This is a genomic window from Flintibacter sp. P01028, assembly GCF_041925235.1.
In the GTDB taxonomy this organism is placed as follows: Bacteria; Bacillota; Clostridia; order Oscillospirales; family Oscillospiraceae; genus Lawsonibacter; species Lawsonibacter aceti.
The window spans coordinates 209,400-223,681 of record NZ_JBHEVC010000001.1 but is presented as its reverse complement, the minus strand read 5'-3'; the positions used below and the strand labels follow the sequence as shown (position 1 = coordinate 223,681).

Here is a 14,282-nt window from a genome sequence, read left to right as displayed (position 1 = left end):
TGAAAACACCTGTGGGCGATGCAGTCGTACCCGTGTGATCCTATACCGCTTTTTAATCCTTACTTGCCCTCAGATGAAATCTCTTTATCTTCTTGGGGGCGGCTTAAAAAGCTGGATAAAATATCAATAAATTCACAGTTGCTGGGCCGCTTTTCCAGATGGATTCCCGCAATGTGATCCAATAGACGGTGATCCGCCTGACCCCATACGGCCCGAATTACGTTGCGTGTGGCCAACTCGATGCTATCACGGGTGGTATGGAAGTGGCGGGCGGTTTCTGGATACAGACGCTTTGTGATCAAACTGAGCCGGCTGGGGTCCTCTACGACTTGGTTCACCATGTAGCACACATACTGAAAGCCGGTCAACTTTCTGGTAACACCTAACCGTCTCAAGAGCGCCTCTATATCCAGAGCTTTTCTGTCGAATTGATCCTGCGGCAGCTCGTCCTCAGGGACCAAATAATAAATCTTCATACTCATCTTCCTTTCAAAAGTATTGCAAGGGGAAAAATCAAGGGAGGCCGGGGCTAGATGGGCGGGAGAAAGGGACCCCGACCCTGTGGCTGCACAAGAAAAGACCAGGACGGATAGAACCGCCCTGGTCTTTTATGAGATGGCCTTTATTCCCCTGTCACGTAAGTGGTTTCCGATCTTGTGTCCCGGCCGAGGCTGTTTTCAGAAAAGATGGTGGCGACGACCTTATACTCGACACCGGCGGTGCCGTTGCAGAAAATCACATTGGAATGGACAAAGGTATTGCTTCTGCTCATCCCTTCGTCGTCCTCCACCCAGGCCTCCACGAGCCTCCATCTGGAGTCTTGTTTGGCGTAGACATAGATGCTCTCGCATCCCAGTTTGTCTACTCGGCCTACCCCAGTGACAGAGAACTCCACATTTATCTTCCCTGGGTCGGTGGTTACCTCAATATAGTATGAAATAATCTGATCACTGGCCCTGTTTTCAGAAACCTCTGTAGCAAAAGCTGTGCAACCCAGCATTGCTAGACAGCAGACCATCGCTACTATGTTGCGAAAATACTTGCGCTTCAATGTTACCACTCCTCTTAGATTGAAGTTATGATTTCTTCAAGAGCGGAGATCGGCAAATCAGTGGAAACACTATACTCTAAGCCATCCAGATTCCAAGCGACAGAATTGTTTCTATTATTAACTAAAAAATAATATTGAACCTCATCATATGTCAAAGTTTTTACTAACTCAGCAGTTTTCTCATAACTTGACTTTGGTTGTCCCCCTATTTCCATTATCTCAAATACAATAAAATTTGATTTATTTTCATATAGGACAGAAAGTTGCGATAATTTAGAGATAGAGGAAGTAAAAAGTCGTGATTCTGTCGCCACAAACCCATCCGGAATCACAGGGATGACAGGTGTTAAACCCTTTTCTCCGACCAGGTCCTGGAACACGGAAAATTCCTCCGGTACTGGATCTGGGTCCGCGGATGCCACGGAGGATGATCCGTCCTCCATGACCCGGAACGAAAACTGCTCGGTGGTCCAATGGGCGACCAGTTGGAACAGGTTGGCATCTCCCAATACAGGGATGCAGGTCAGCGCGACCAGCACAGCCACCACGGCGGCAGCGAGTAAAGTACGACGGACCTTCCGACGACGGCTCTTGATGTGGAAGGGGAGCTCGTGGCCGGGACCAGTTGTCCGCTCTGGGATAGGGTAAAGAGGCTCGTTCAAACCTTTATATAGCTTCTCAAAATCCGCCCTGGCTCTCGCCCGGTCGGAGGAGCTGCTGTCACTTTCTTCTTGTTCTCTCTCTAAAATCACCTCCAGCACATGGTCTATCAGCTCGGGATCGCTCTCAACGTCAGAGAGGTCTGCCCGCAAAATGGATTCAAGCTCTGCGGTGGTCAACTGGTCCAGTTTGGCATACTTCTTATTTGCCATGCTCTGAACCCCCTTCCAAAATATAATTCCAGGAAAATGGAAAAACGGACAGGAATTTCCAAAAAATTTTCAAAAATTTTTAGTCCCGCTGCTCCAGCAGGCGTTTCTTTAATTTCTGCCTGGTCCGTTGAACCCGTTTTTGACAGACGCCAATGGTTAAGCCGCTTTCCTCAGATATTTTCTTATATGGAACGCCGTCTAACGCTACCCGCTTGAATATATGTAAATCTTCTGCCGGCAGCGCCTCCGAGATTTTTCGATTGAGTTTCTCCAGACTGTCTGGATCTTCCTCTATCTTTTCAAACTCGTCTGGAGCGGAAATGGGCGGAATCGCGTCCGAATCCAGGGACACATATTGCTTCAGATCCCTGGCCCTCTCCCTCAATTTATGGAGCGATTTATATTTTACTGCCTTTTGCAGCCAGAACTCCGGCTTTTCATGGGCCATCACCTCATCGATGTGCAGATACAGCTCCAAGAAGGCATCCTGCACAACTTCTTCCGCCAGTTCTGGATTTGACAGGAGGATCAGGGCGTATCGCTTCATCTTGCTAAACCGTTCCTCGTATAGGCAGTTGAAAAACGCTTCTTGACTTGATGCGTCTCTGTGGCCCATGCGCGTGCACTCCCATCCCTGTTTATAGATCCTCTTTGTCAAACTGATCGATACATACCCGCACCAGCTGCTCTACTCCACTGATAAATTCGGGGGATTTATTAGAAAGCATCTTTATGATGTTTTGAGAAGAAACGTTGTGGTGCTCCTGGTACACCAGGGCGTCAAACCCAACCTGGAGCGCGTCCGCGATGGCGTACAGAGTTTTTAATTTCATCATCTTTTCGCCGCGTTCGACCCGGGAGATAAACGCAGTCCCGACCCCGGCCTGTTCTGCCAACTGACCCTGTGTCAGGTTAGCTCTCTCCCGGTATCTTCGGATATTATCTCCGATCACTACAGCTAAGGTGGCATCATCCATACTGATTCCTCCATTCGGTAAAATTATATTTCCCAAATGAAAGGAAGTAAAAGCACCAATAGGTATATAATATTTTACCATTTCAGGAAATGCAAGAGAATTTCATCTTCTTGGGAAACCACATTTGGAACATGGAGCACAATAGGAGGATGGTTGAGAAATGCCGCCGCTCAACTGGGAAAGAGGCGCTGCCCTGGGCCACCAGACCTGGTAGAAATGTGCCGTACATACAAGAAGCCCCGGCCTTTAGGCCGGGGCTTCTTGCTGTGTGTTGTGTAAGGAGAGGGAGAAATGGGAGTAACTTGATCTCTTATCTGATCACGGCCTCATCATACAATACAATTAAGGCAAAACCGTGACTTTGCTGTGAATTTTTTGTGAACATTGGGATGGAACCGCCAAAAATCGACAGTTTTTAAGGCGCTTCATCTGTGATGAGGGAGAGTACCAGGGAAGCGGTATCTACCAGGTTTTGGACGCTGATTTCCTCCTGAGTAGTGTGGACCTTAGACATCCCTACCCCCAGTACCAGAGCTTTGATACCGTGGGCGTTCATATTGTTGGCATCGCTGCCGCCTCCGGTGGCGGACAGGGAGGGAGTTAACCCCACCCGCTCACAGGCGGCCATCACTGCCCGGAGGAAGGAGTCCTCGCTGGGGATGGAGAAGGGGGAGTAGGCCTTGCTCATCTGAAGATCCAACGCCGCCCCGTATTTTTCACAGGCATGACGGAGACACTGAGCCATGTGCTCCGCCTGCCGTTCCAACTTTTCCGCGTCACGGCTGCGGGCCTCCGCCGCCAGGTCCAGCACCTCTGGGACGATGTTGGTGGCATACTGGGAAGAAATAGAGCCGATGTTAGCCGTGGTCTCCTGGTCCACCCGCAGCAGACGCATTTGGGAGATGGCCTCCGCCGCCACCTGAATGGCACTGATCCCTTCCTCCGGGGCGACGCCCGCATGGGCGCGGCGGCCGGTGATCCGCGCGGTGATCTGGTACTGGCCGGGGGCACTGGTAATGATACGTCCGGCGTCCCCATCGCTATCCAGTACCACCGCTTGTTTGGCCAGGATGCGGCTATCATCCAGATGGCGAGAGCCACGCAGGCCGATCTCCTCACACACGGTAAAGACCGCCTGGACTGGAGGGTGGGGGAGCCGCTGTTCTACCAGGGAGCGCAGGGCCTCTACGATAGCGGCCACGCCCGCCTTGTCGTCGCTGCCCAGCACTGTGTCTCCTTTGGAGCGGATCACCCCGTTCTCCAGCACCGGCTCCACTCCCGTGCCAGGAATTACTGTGTCCAGGTGGGCGGACAGAAGGATGGGCTGATCGGGAGCGGTCCCAGGCAGGGTGCAGTACAGATTGCCGGTGTCGCTTCCGGTCTGGGCCTGGGTATCATCCAGATCCACTTGACAGCCGATGGCCTGAAGGTCCTCTGCCACGCGGGCGGCAATAGCGCCCTCATGAGTGCTCTCGCTGTCGATGCGTACATAGTCCAAAAAGGTATCCAAAAGACGGTCCCTGTTGATCATATAGCTGGCCTCCTTATGATAGTGCGGCCATTTTAACACGGAGGGGGAGTAAAATCAACTGCGGGACGGTACTAGCGGTCGGTGACTACCATAGTCTGGATATCCCGCTCCCCAGTGCCGCTGCTCAACAGGAACACGGTATAGTTGGTATTTTTCTCCACCTCCAGGTTCAGGGAAACAATGGTGTCGGGCAGGTCGGGAGTACCCAGGAAGGCACTGTCTAGAGTCTCAATGTCCATCCAGGAGGGCATGGGGGAACGGTCAGTCTCGGCAAAAAGGAACTGATAAGTCCCTGGCCGGACGCGCTTGAAAATGGTGGTCTCCTTGAAACGGACATCAGCATAGACCACCCGGCCGTCCTTCAACAGCACATCAATCGGGGGGCTGTTCAGAGCCAGATTGCTTACCCGGAAATTGGAAGCGCAGTTGCCCTGAAGGCAGCATTGGTCAGAGATCTGGAGCAGGTCCAGCCCACTAGGGGTATTGATGACAGCGATGGTGGACAGACTGCCTGGGGGAAGCGGCATGGTCTTGCGGAGATAGGTGTAGCCGTCGAGACCGGATACAGTGATAGTCTGATAGCCACCAGGGGCTTGGACATAGGAGGATACCGAGGCGTAACCCAACCGGGTGACCACCCGGACGCGGTTGATCTGGATGCGGATAGGGGTGTAGCCGAAGGCGGCATTGAGAAAACGGACTCTGGATAATGGGAGCCAGATAGGGGGGCGGACGGAGGAGCCGCCGTTGACTGGCCCGCCTTCTCCCGGATTTGGGAGGGGAATGACCGGGATATTCCCGGTGCTGCCATCATAGACCGGTCCGCCTTCTCCCGGATTGGGCAGAGGAATGACCGGGGTATTTCCAGAATTACCATCATAGACTGGTCCACCCTCACCCGGATTGGGCAAAGGGATCACCGGGGTGTTGTCGTTAATTCGTTCCATATGGATAAGGCAGGTCAGGGAGAGCCTGGCCTTTCTCCTTTCTGAGTTATTTTGTCTGGACAGCCCCAAACGTAAGCAGGGGGCACCCCATGCTATGCCAGATGGAGGAAGCCTGTTCAGAGAACGCGGGAGGAAAGGAGGTAGAAAAAGGGGAAGGACAGATGAAAAAGTAGGCCAAACACCTTGACAATGGGAAAAAACATGGTAGAATAGTCCCGGAAATGTGTTGATGAAGCCAAGTACAGCGGGGTGTCTTTAGCGAGAGGGGACAGTGAAAGCCCTCGGCTGAAAGCTGTACGAGCCACTTCTGAGCAGCCCGTGAGGAGCGGGACGGCCCATCCCCGTGAGCGGATGACTGAGATGTCCGGCTGACGTGCCGCGCCGGATAATCAGGGTGGTACCGTGGAAGGATGCTTTCCGCCCCTGACTGCTGTCAGGGGCGTTTTTTATTTCGAAAGGGGTATAAAATGCGGCAATATATTGTAGATGCCTTTGCGGATCGGGTTTTTGAGGGCAATCCGGCAGCAGTATGTGTGCTGGACCGCTGGCCGGAAGAGGACCGGATGATGCGGATTACCCGGGAAAACAATCTCTCTGAAACTGCCTTTGCCGTCCCGGAAGGGGAGGGATACCGGCTGCGCTGGTTTACCCCCAGCGGGGAAATTGACCTGTGCGGCCACGCCACTCTGGCTGCGGCCTTCGTGATCACGGAATTTATCTCTCCGGGTCTGGATGTCGTCCTCTTTGACACCCTCAGCGGGCGGCTGACGGTAAGAAAGCGGGGCGAGCTGCTGGAGATGGATTTCCCGGCCTATCAGCTCAAGCGCTTGGAGGTGACCGACCAGATCACCGAGGCGTTGGGGGCCAGACCCAGCGAGGTCTGGAGGGCCCGTGACCTGTTGTGTGTCTTTGAGGACCCGGAGACCGTCATCCGCCTTGAGCCAGACCAGGAGAAGCTGAAGGAGCTGAAGGGGGCTCTGATGCAGGTTACCGCTCCGGGGAGCGGGGAGTTTGACTGTGTGTCACGGTCCTTCGCCCCCAAAATGGGGGTGCCAGAGGACCCGGTGTGCGGCTCTGGCCACTGCCACATCATCCCCTACTGGGCTGCCCGGACGGGACGGAGGGAGTTTACCGCCCGCCAGGCGTCTCCGCGAGGCGGAACCCTCTACTGCCGCTTGGAGGGGGACCGGGTTATCCTGGCCGGCCGGGCAGCTCTCTATGCCAGGTGTGAACTGATGTTGGAGGACTGCTGATGAAAAGAAGAACGACAGGCCTGCTGGCCGCGGCGCTGCTAGCCGTCCTGCTGCTGGCCGGCTGCGGCACCCGCCCCCTGCCCAGCGGCATGGAGGAGGAAGCGGTGGGACAGGCGGGCCAGGAGATTGTGGAGATGCTGGTCGCACGGGACTATCAAGGAGTGGTTGACGCCTTCCGGCCGGACATAGCCGAGGAGCTGGGCGTCACCGCGGATACAATCCAGTCCGAGATGGACAAGGTTTCGGAAGCCGGACCCTATGTGGAAACCATAAAGCGGATGGCGGTGGGCGGAAAGAACAAAGACTATGGAGAGGACTATGCGGTGGCGGTGATCTACTGTGAGCATGAGGAGAAAAACATCGCCTATCAGCTCTCCTTTGACACCAATCTGAACTTGATCGGCATATATGCGGAAGTGAAAAAGAAATAAGATGATATACGGAGGTAATTCCTATGCATGATCCAAAGCCTTTCGGACTGAACGAGCTGCGCGAGATGTTCCTGTCCTTTTTTGAGAGCAAGGGCCATCTGCGTCTGCCCAGCTTTTCCCTGATCCCTCAGAATGACGCGTCCCTGCTGCTGATTAACAGCGGCATGGCCCCCATGAAGCCCTGGTTCACTGGGGAGCAGGAGCCCCCTCGCCATCGTGTCTGCACCTGCCAGAAGTGCATCCGCACCGGAGACATTGAGAACATCGGCAAAACTGCCCGCCACGGCACCTACTTTGAGATGCTGGGCAATTTCTCCTTTGGGGACTACTTCAAAAAGGACGCCATCCACTGGGGCTGGGAGTTTTTGACCAGCCCGGAGTGGGTGGGCCTGGATCCGGATCGGCTGTACCCCTCTGTCTTTGAGGGGAACGAGACCACCCCCGCCGATGATGAGGCATTCCGTATCTGGAACGAAGAGATCGGCATTCCCGCCGACCGCATCTTCAAATTCGGCAAAGCGGACAACTTCTGGGAGCATGGCTCCGGCCCCTGTGGTCCCTGCTCGGAGATCTACTACGATCGGGGCCCAGAGTGGGGCTGTGGCAAGCCCGGCTGCACTGTGGGCTGTGACTGTGACCGCTATATTGAGGTTTGGAATATCGTCTTTTCCCAGTTTGACAACGACGGTGAGGGTCACTATACTGAGCTGAAGCAAAAAAACATCGATACCGGCATGGGCCTGGAGCGGCTGGCCTGCGTCTGCCAGAAAGTGCCCTCCCTCTTCGATGTGGACACCGTCATGAACATCACCCACAAGGTATCCGAAATCACCGGCGCCCACTATGGCGAGACCCCTGCCAAGGATGTCTCCCTGCGGGTCATCACCGACCACATCCGCTCCGCTACCTTCATGATCTGTGACGGCGTGCTTCCCTCCAACGAGGGTCGGGGCTATGTCCTGCGCCGCCTGCTCCGCCGGGCTGCCCGCCACGGCAAGCTGCTGGGCGTCAACGAGCCCTTCCTTTACAAGGTGTGCGACACCGTCATCCACGAGAACGAGGGCCATTACCCCGAACTGCGGGAGCGGCAGGACTATATCACAAAGGTCATCCGGGTGGAGGAGGAGAACTTCGCCAAGACCATCGACGGCGGCCTGAAGATTTTTAACGAGATGCTCAAGGGGCACCAGGAGAAGCGGGAAAAGACCTTTTCCGGCGCCGACGCTTTCAAGTTATATGATACCTACGGCTTCCCTATCGACCTGACGCTGGAGATGGTGGAGGAGCAGGGCATGACCTTGGACCAGGACGCCTTCCACCAGCTCATGGAGGAGCAGCGCCAGCGGGCCCGGAAGGCCCGGGAGGCTCTGGGCGATTTGGGCTGGGCCGGCGTGGAATTTGGTAAGGATGTGCCAGAGACCCAGTTTGTGGGCTACGGGTGTGATACCGTGCTGGATGCCAAGGTGGTGGCCATTGTGGCCGAGGGCCAGCAGCGGGATGAGATCATCGGCGGCGGCGAGGCCATTGTGGTGCTGGACAAAACGCCCTTCTACGCCGAGATGGGCGGCCAGGTGGCCGACCATGGAGTGATCGCCTGTGAGAGCGGGCGTGGGATGTTGTTTGAGGTCCATGACGTGCAGAAGAACAAGGGCGGCAAGTATATGCACTATGGCCGGCTGATGGAGGGAACCCTGAAGGTGGGCGACACGGTTCGGGCCCAGATCGATCTGGACCGCCGTCGGGCCGTCATGCGGGCCCACTCCGCCACCCACTTGCTGGATAAGGCCCTGCGCGCTGTTCTGGGCGATCACGTCCACCAGGCAGGCTCTCTAGTGGAGGCCGACCGGCTGCGTTTTGACTTCACCCACTTCTCCGCCATGACGGCAGAGGAGTTGGCCAAGGTCAGCGCCATGGTGAATGAGGCTGTGCTGGCCGGCTATGACATTGTGACCGAAGAGCTGCCCATTGAACAGGCCAAGCAGAAGGGGGCTATCGCCCTCTTTGGAGAGAAATATGGTGACGTGGTCCGAGTCGTGGACATGGGTCAAGGCTACTCCGTGGAGTTCTGCGGCGGTACTCACCTGGATAACACCGCCAAGGTGGGGGTGTTCCACATCTCCAGCGAGTTCTCTGTGGCCTCCGGCGTCCGCCGCATCGAGGCTACTACCGGTATGGCTTCTTTAGAGGTAATGAACCGCAATCAGGAGCTGCTCTTCCAGGCTGCTGCAGCCCTGAAGGCTAAACCCGGTGAGTTGCGGGAGAAGGCGGAGGCTGCCATGGGCGAGATCCGCCAGCTCCACCAGGCAGTGGAGAAGTTCAAGGCCCGTGAAGCGGTCAGCGAGGCCGAGCGATTCCTTTTCGCTGCCCATGAGGTAGGGGGCCTGAAGGTGCTTACCGCCACGGTGCCGGACGCGGACGCCGACCGTCTGCGCAAAATGGGGGACTTTTTGAAGGACAAGGAGCCCAACGTTGTGGCCGTCCTGGCCGCCATCAATGGGGAGAAGATTACCTTCTTGGCCGCCTGTGGCAAGGAGGCCGTCCAGAAGGGAGTCAAGGCCGGAGAGATCGTCAAGCAGGTGTCCGCCATCGCCGGCGGCTCCGGCGGCGGCAAGCCTGACTCCGCAATGGGCGGCGGCAAAGACCCGCTGATGGTGGACAACGCCCTCGCTATGGTGGATAACGTGGTATCCATGAAGCTGGGGCTGTGAGCCATGACCCGCGAGGATCTCAAGCGCTTTTGCGCTCTGGATATTGACTTTGAAAGTATTGGCTTGATGGAGCCTGGACTTTCCTTGGAGCCTTATTTCTGTACTCCGATGAATGCCGAGCCGGTAGGGAGGCTGGGCTGCGACGGTATCCATTTTGTCCTTCTGCCCGGGGATGAGCGGGTGTTTTGCGTGGACCCCGCTATGGGGGAGCCGGGGACCTATGTCCTGCCAGTAGCGACAGATTTTCGGGAATTTTTGTCCTTTGTCCTCTACTGCCGGGATGCCAACCCCCTCTCCCAGATCTGGTGGCTGACGGAAGAACGGTTCCGGGAACTGTTGGAGGAGGACAAGAGGGCTGTCTGGCCTGGGTGTGAGACATTTTTTGCTGGGAAACAGACAGCCCTGGAGAGGATAGCAAGGGCCTTTGACCTGGCTCCCGCTGCTCCGTATCAGCAGGTCAAGGCCCTTCAGGCCGCCTTTGATCCCACGATTATGAAATTTTCCAACGAATACTATGATGTGCTGGGACTGGAGTATCCAGAGTGACAGGACAGGGATAAGGAAACGGGCTTTGCAGGGACAAGATCTTCCAGCATCGAAGTTCTATCTGCCTTCCTGATTTTGACTTTTTATGCTAACAGATACCGTGCGGCACGGTTAACTGGACCGTTGCCGCACGGCTCTTTTATCTTTCACTTTGATTTAAATCTAATTTTGACTGTTTTTTTAGTAGGCTGGAAAAGGCGGCGCCCCGGCTCTGACTGGAACAGATGAAAACCGCGGCTGGGACGGGGAGGCCCTGTGTACTTGAAGCAAAAACGGTAAACGGACCCCATCTTCAAAAGGGACGGCCCTTGGGCCGTCCCTTAAAATTTTTTGGGAGAATCTCAACATTTTCCCCAGCCAGATTGTGTGATAAGCAGAGAGACAAAAAGGGAGGTGTCCTGTTTGGAACATAGCCAGAGCGGGGAGAAGATGGCCGCCCTCTACCGCCGATATGTGACCATGGTCTATCAGATCTGTCTGATGCTGATGAAAAATGTACCCGACGCAGAGGACGCCACCCAGACGGTCTTTCGAAAAGCGATGGAGCATGAGGGCCTCTTCCGTGATCCGGAGCATGAAAAGGCCTGGCTTATCGTTACCGCCCGGAACGAGTGCAAAAACCAGCTCAAGCACTGGTGGAGGACAAAGAGGGCGGGAGAAGAGATACTTCAGAACCTGACCTGGGAGCAGCCGTCGGACGGGGAGCTGTGGGATCTGATCCTTACCCTACCGGAGAAATACCGGATGGTGCTGTATCTCCACTACTACCAGGGTTACACCGCGCTGGAAACAGCGGAGATCTTGGGGAAGAACCCATCCACCATTCGTACCTGGCTGGTTCAGGCGAGATGGAAACTGAAAGAAATGTTGGAGGTGGAAGAGTATGGACGAGGATAAGCTCAAGCGGGTGTTTGACCAGATAAAACCCACTCAAGAGCAGGAACGGGTTATGCTGGACCGCCTCCTGACAGGGCAGAAGGAGGTCAAACCTGTGAGTCGAATGAAGAAGATGCCCGCTGTACTGGCGGCCGCCGCCGTGCTCCTGCTGGCCTGTGCCTTTACAGTGGCTACGGGGTTGGATCAGAAATTTGCGGCGCTGTTTGGGGCAGGGGAGCAGGAGACAAGGCTGATCAAAGACGGTGTGGTGCAGGTCGATCAAAGACACACCTATGAAAATGGATGGACGGTTGAAGTGGAACAAATGCTGGTGGACCGGTATACCTTGGCGGTCCTGCTGGACGTGATCGCCCCAGAGGAGACTGCCTTGTGGGGAGAGGACTATTCTGTTCTGGCAACTTCCGATATTGAGCCTGAGTCGGAAGAGAATGGCGTGGGCGGCTGGGTGTCCGGCTCCATTGTTTTACCAGATGATGATCCGGGTGACCATCACATCTCGATTTTGTGGTATCGGGGACCGACCACCTATCTTCAGGCAGATGCTCAGACATTTCTGGGTGGGGAATTTACGATTACTCCGTTGCGCCTGGTTGAAAAGACCACCTTTGAGAACTTGGCTGACTTTTCTCAGGAGCGGCATGACTTTTGTGTGAAACTGCCTGACCAGGACAGCGGACGACAATATGAGGCCGGGCTTCCCATTCAGGTGGGAGAAGACAATATGGTCCTGCAGTCGCTGTATGTTTCGCCCATCAGTGTTGCCTTTATGATTCAAGGAGAGGAAAACGATTTCCGTATGTGGGGGCCAGCGGCGTTTTCCGAAATAGAAAGTACTACCGTTCTGAATCTGTTGGACGGCCAAACCGCATCTGTAGGCCGCACAGTGAGCCAGAGCTATAATCCAGATACCGGGATGGGAGAATTTGTGTTCCAACTGAATCAAATTGTGGACCCGGATGAGGTGACATCCCTTACCATCTTAGGCCAGACCTTCTCTCTGGGAGGGCTGCTCCCGGTGGAGGAATAAAAACCTTGGCAATTCTGGCAAAAGGGGGTACAATGGTCTTACTAACAAACAAAGGAGGTTTCCCAATGTCTGACTGTCTGTTTTGTAAGATTGCGGAGGGGCAGATCCCGTCCAACAAAGTCTACGAGGACGAGGTATGCTTTGCCTTCCATGACATCGATCCCCAGGCGCCCACCCACTTTTTGGTTATCCCCAAGGCCCATATCGGATCTGTGGCCGAGGTGACAGAGGACAACGCCGCCGTAGTGGCCCATATTTTCGCAGTCATCTCCAAAGTGACCAAGGAGCTGGGCCTGGACAGCTACCGTGTGGTGTCCAATATTGGGGAGCAGGCGGGCCAGTCTGTCCCCCATCTCCATTTCCATGTTCTGTCTGGCCGGGATATGACCTGGCCTCCAGGCTGAGGAAGAAGGGGATGGTACCGAATGATCCCGCCATCCTCCTCAGCTTCCTGAATACCCGGCTTAGGGATGACGGCTGCACCCTGGAGGAGCTGTGCGCGCAGCTGGATGTAGAGCAGAGCGGGGTGGAGGATAAGCTGGCTGCCATAGGCTACACCTACCATAGAGAGCGCAACCAATTCCTTTGATAGAGGAGGTCGGAAAAAAGGGTTGACAAGAGAGTTAGGATGTGCTAACCTATACGTGGTTAGAGAGAGCTAACTCTCATCCTCCTTACACCTCCCTACTTTCACTTTTCCTGACTGAGGGCGCGCTCTGACCACCAGACGCTTGGGCGGGGCAGGCAATACCGCCGGGCAGACCGGGGCCGTGGATCATTCCACGGCTCCGGTTTTTCTTTCTGTATCAGAAAAAGGAAGATACCCCTTTCCATACTGGGGGAACTGTGATATAATCCTCATAGCTTTTTAGTTATGGGGTGTGCTGTTTATGTTCGTCAAGAATCCGGAATATTTTATGGCCATCGTCAAGGAGCGGAGCATCTCCAAAGCGGCGGAGCGGCTCTATCTCTCCCAACCCTATCTCAGCCAGTATCTGGCCAAGCTGGAGTCCAATCTGGGGGCCGTGTTGCTGGACCGTTCCCACTCGCCCCTAAAGCTGACGCCGGCAGGGGAGGTGTTCCATGCCTATCTGGAGCGCCAGAGTTATTTGGACCGGCAGCTGGTCAGCGACCTGCGGGATCTGCAGAACGAGAAGCGGCCTGTCCTCCACATCGGCGTATCCCCTTGGCGTGGTTCCACCCTACTGCCCGATGTGCTGCCCCTGTTCACCAAGCAATACTCCGACGTGCAGGTGGTTCTCCATGAGGCGCCGGTGCCCGAACTGGGGGATCTGGCAGCGGGCAGTGTCACGGACTTCTGCATCATGCACATCCCTGGGGATCTGACGGAGCTGACCTATGAACTGGTCATGCGGGAGCATATTTTCCTTTTGGCCCACCGGGACCACCCCCTGGTCCGAGGGCTCACCAGTACCTACGACGACCCCATACCCTTCCCCGACCTGCGGCAGCTGGAGCGGGAGCGTATCGTGATGCTGCCCCCGGACTGGCGGCTGTCCAAGCTGCTCCACAATACCTTCTCCGTCCATAACGTGGAGCCCCAGAATATTTTGGTGACCACCAACAATACCACAGCCATCAATCTGGTGGCGGAAAACATGGGCTTCGCCTTTTTACAGGAGAGCGGCATCTCTCGCACCCCATATCTGGACCGGCTGGCCTGCTTTACCATCGGAGAGCCGCCACTGACCTGCCCCATGGCGGTGGTCTACAAGAAAAATGGATTCCTGTCACCGGCGGCCAGAACGTTTATCGACCTGATCAAGGAGTATTACAGCCGCTTTGACCGTCCCGCCAACCTTTGAACAAATATCGGGCCTGATTTTCAGCAAAAGGGACGGAGAGAAACCACACCGCCCCCCTTGACGAGGGAGGAGGCCTATGCTAAACTGAATCCAAGCCCTGCGACTGACGGAAGTGGAGTGACCACGTGGAACAGGGCCCGGCGTGTGAAACGCCATATTGCCGACCGTCTGGGCGCACTATTGCTTAGTGCGCCCTTTTATTTTTGCGGGCGCAAC

16 protein-coding genes and 1 riboswitch are annotated in these 14,282 nt (G+C 55.4%); of the genes, 9 read left to right on the top strand and 7 right to left on the bottom strand.

Going from position 1 to position 14,282, the window contains the following annotated elements; all coding sequences use genetic code 11:
* Positions 1-59: 59 nt before the first annotated feature.
* From ACEVJK_RS01160 to ACEVJK_RS01130, 7 genes are all read right to left on the bottom strand, one after another.
* Positions 60-476, bottom strand: a complete 417-nt coding sequence (locus ACEVJK_RS01160) for a sporulation initiation factor Spo0A C-terminal domain-containing protein (RefSeq protein WP_374739812.1) — start codon at positions 474-476, stop codon at positions 60-62.
* 146 nt (positions 477-622) lie between these two features.
* Positions 623-1,051, bottom strand: a complete 429-nt coding sequence (locus ACEVJK_RS01155; protein WP_374739811.1) for a hypothetical protein — start codon at positions 1,049-1,051, stop codon at positions 623-625.
* 14 nt (positions 1,052-1,065) lie between these two features.
* Entirely contained in the window at positions 1,066-1,923 is an 858-nt protein-coding gene (locus ACEVJK_RS01150) for a DUF4367 domain-containing protein (protein WP_374739810.1), read from the bottom strand.
* A 79-nt stretch (positions 1,924-2,002) separates the two neighbouring features.
* Positions 2,003-2,539 carry an RNA polymerase sigma factor gene (locus tag ACEVJK_RS01145; RefSeq protein WP_262670383.1) on the bottom strand — a complete coding sequence of 179 codons (537 nt, stop codon included), beginning with the start codon at positions 2,537-2,539 and terminating at the stop codon, positions 2,003-2,005.
* A 22-nt stretch (positions 2,540-2,561) separates the two neighbouring features.
* Positions 2,562-2,900: a helix-turn-helix domain-containing protein gene (locus ACEVJK_RS01140; RefSeq protein ID WP_147572047.1), complete on the bottom strand. Its 339-nt coding sequence runs from the start codon at positions 2,898-2,900 to the stop codon at positions 2,562-2,564.
* 415 nt (positions 2,901-3,315) lie between these two features.
* A complete protein-coding gene (locus ACEVJK_RS01135) occupies positions 3,316-4,431 on the bottom strand; it encodes a M20/M25/M40 family metallo-hydrolase (protein ID WP_374739809.1) in 1,116 nt (371 codons plus the stop codon).
* 71 nt (positions 4,432-4,502) lie between these two features.
* The gene (locus ACEVJK_RS01130; protein ID WP_147572049.1) at positions 4,503-5,378 is read right to left on the bottom strand and encodes a DUF4397 domain-containing protein; all 876 of its coding nucleotides are present in this window, start codon (positions 5,376-5,378) and stop codon (positions 4,503-4,505) included.
* A gap of 467 nt (positions 5,379-5,845) precedes the next feature.
* Between ACEVJK_RS01130 and ACEVJK_RS01125 the strand changes: the two genes are divergently transcribed.
* The 9 genes from ACEVJK_RS01125 to ACEVJK_RS01085 all read left to right on the top strand — a co-directional run bounded on the left by ACEVJK_RS01125 (position 5,846) and on the right by ACEVJK_RS01085 (position 14,066).
* Positions 5,846-6,631, top strand: coding sequence for a PhzF family phenazine biosynthesis protein (locus ACEVJK_RS01125; protein ID WP_147572050.1), 786 nt, complete (start codon positions 5,846-5,848; stop codon positions 6,629-6,631).
* A complete protein-coding gene (locus ACEVJK_RS01120; protein ID WP_374739808.1) occupies positions 6,631-7,062 on the top strand; it encodes a DUF3887 domain-containing protein in 432 nt (143 codons plus the stop codon). Before ACEVJK_RS01125 ends, ACEVJK_RS01120 begins: the two co-directional genes overlap by 1 nt.
* Before the next feature lie 23 nt (positions 7,063-7,085).
* Positions 7,086-9,770, top strand: coding sequence for an alanine--tRNA ligase (gene alaS, locus ACEVJK_RS01115; RefSeq protein ID WP_147572052.1), 2,685 nt, complete (start codon positions 7,086-7,088; stop codon positions 9,768-9,770).
* A gap of 3 nt (positions 9,771-9,773) precedes the next feature.
* Positions 9,774-10,316, top strand: coding sequence for a hypothetical protein (locus tag ACEVJK_RS01110; protein ID WP_262670379.1), 543 nt, complete (start codon positions 9,774-9,776; stop codon positions 10,314-10,316).
* A gap of 393 nt (positions 10,317-10,709) precedes the next feature.
* Positions 10,710-11,213 carry an RNA polymerase sigma factor gene (locus tag ACEVJK_RS01105; RefSeq protein WP_374739807.1) on the top strand — a complete coding sequence of 168 codons (504 nt, stop codon included), beginning with the start codon at positions 10,710-10,712 and terminating at the stop codon, positions 11,211-11,213.
* Positions 11,200-12,240, top strand: coding sequence for a hypothetical protein (locus ACEVJK_RS01100; protein WP_374739806.1), 1,041 nt, complete (start codon positions 11,200-11,202; stop codon positions 12,238-12,240). Before ACEVJK_RS01105 ends, ACEVJK_RS01100 begins: the two co-directional genes overlap by 14 nt.
* Before the next feature lie 65 nt (positions 12,241-12,305).
* Complete coding sequence (locus ACEVJK_RS01095; protein WP_340405171.1) at positions 12,306-12,644, top strand: histidine triad nucleotide-binding protein; 339 nt, start codon at positions 12,306-12,308, stop codon at positions 12,642-12,644.
* Between the two features lie 11 nt (positions 12,645-12,655).
* On the top strand, positions 12,656-12,829 hold the full coding sequence (locus ACEVJK_RS01090; RefSeq protein ID WP_186852028.1) for a DUF4250 domain-containing protein: 174 nt from the start codon (positions 12,656-12,658) through the stop codon (positions 12,827-12,829).
* 301 nt (positions 12,830-13,130) lie between these two features.
* Positions 13,131-14,066 (top strand): LysR family transcriptional regulator, encoded by a 936-nt coding sequence (locus tag ACEVJK_RS01085; protein WP_147572059.1) that lies wholly within the window; start codon positions 13,131-13,133, stop codon positions 14,064-14,066.
* 89 nt (positions 14,067-14,155) lie between these two features.
* Positions 14,156-14,247: riboswitch (ZMP/ZTP riboswitch) on the top strand.
* Positions 14,248-14,282 lie beyond the last annotated feature (35 nt).

Excerpts from the sequence above, each read along its gene's own strand:
- ACEVJK_RS01100 (WP_374739806.1), top strand. The coding sequence starts at position 11,200 with ATGGACGAGGATAAGCTCAAGCGGGTGTTTGACCAGATAAAACCCACT.
- ACEVJK_RS01160 (WP_374739812.1), bottom strand. The coding sequence starts at position 476 with ATGAAGATTTATTATTTGGTCCCTGAGGACGAGCTGCCGCAGGATCAA.
- ACEVJK_RS01140 (WP_147572047.1), bottom strand. The coding sequence starts at position 2,900 with ATGGATGATGCCACCTTAGCTGTAGTGATCGGAGATAATATCCGAAGA.
- ACEVJK_RS01145 (WP_262670383.1), bottom strand. The coding sequence starts at position 2,539 with ATGGGCCACAGAGACGCATCAAGTCAAGAAGCGTTTTTCAACTGCCTA.
- ACEVJK_RS01090 (WP_186852028.1), top strand. The coding sequence starts at position 12,656 with ATGGTACCGAATGATCCCGCCATCCTCCTCAGCTTCCTGAATACCCGG.
- ACEVJK_RS01085 (WP_147572059.1), top strand. The coding sequence starts at position 13,131 with ATGTTCGTCAAGAATCCGGAATATTTTATGGCCATCGTCAAGGAGCGG.
- ACEVJK_RS01125 (WP_147572050.1), top strand. The coding sequence starts at position 5,846 with ATGCGGCAATATATTGTAGATGCCTTTGCGGATCGGGTTTTTGAGGGC.
- alaS (WP_147572052.1), top strand. The coding sequence starts at position 7,086 with ATGCATGATCCAAAGCCTTTCGGACTGAACGAGCTGCGCGAGATGTTC.
- ACEVJK_RS01110 (WP_262670379.1), top strand. The coding sequence starts at position 9,774 with ATGACCCGCGAGGATCTCAAGCGCTTTTGCGCTCTGGATATTGACTTT.
- ACEVJK_RS01150 (WP_374739810.1), bottom strand. The coding sequence starts at position 1,923 with ATGGCAAATAAGAAGTATGCCAAACTGGACCAGTTGACCACCGCAGAG.
- ACEVJK_RS01135 (WP_374739809.1), bottom strand. The coding sequence starts at position 4,431 with ATGATCAACAGGGACCGTCTTTTGGATACCTTTTTGGACTATGTACGC.
- ACEVJK_RS01130 (WP_147572049.1), bottom strand. The coding sequence starts at position 5,378 with ATGGAACGAATTAACGACAACACCCCGGTGATCCCTTTGCCCAATCCG.
- ACEVJK_RS01120 (WP_374739808.1), top strand. The coding sequence starts at position 6,631 with ATGAAAAGAAGAACGACAGGCCTGCTGGCCGCGGCGCTGCTAGCCGTC.
- ACEVJK_RS01095 (WP_340405171.1), top strand. The coding sequence starts at position 12,306 with ATGTCTGACTGTCTGTTTTGTAAGATTGCGGAGGGGCAGATCCCGTCC.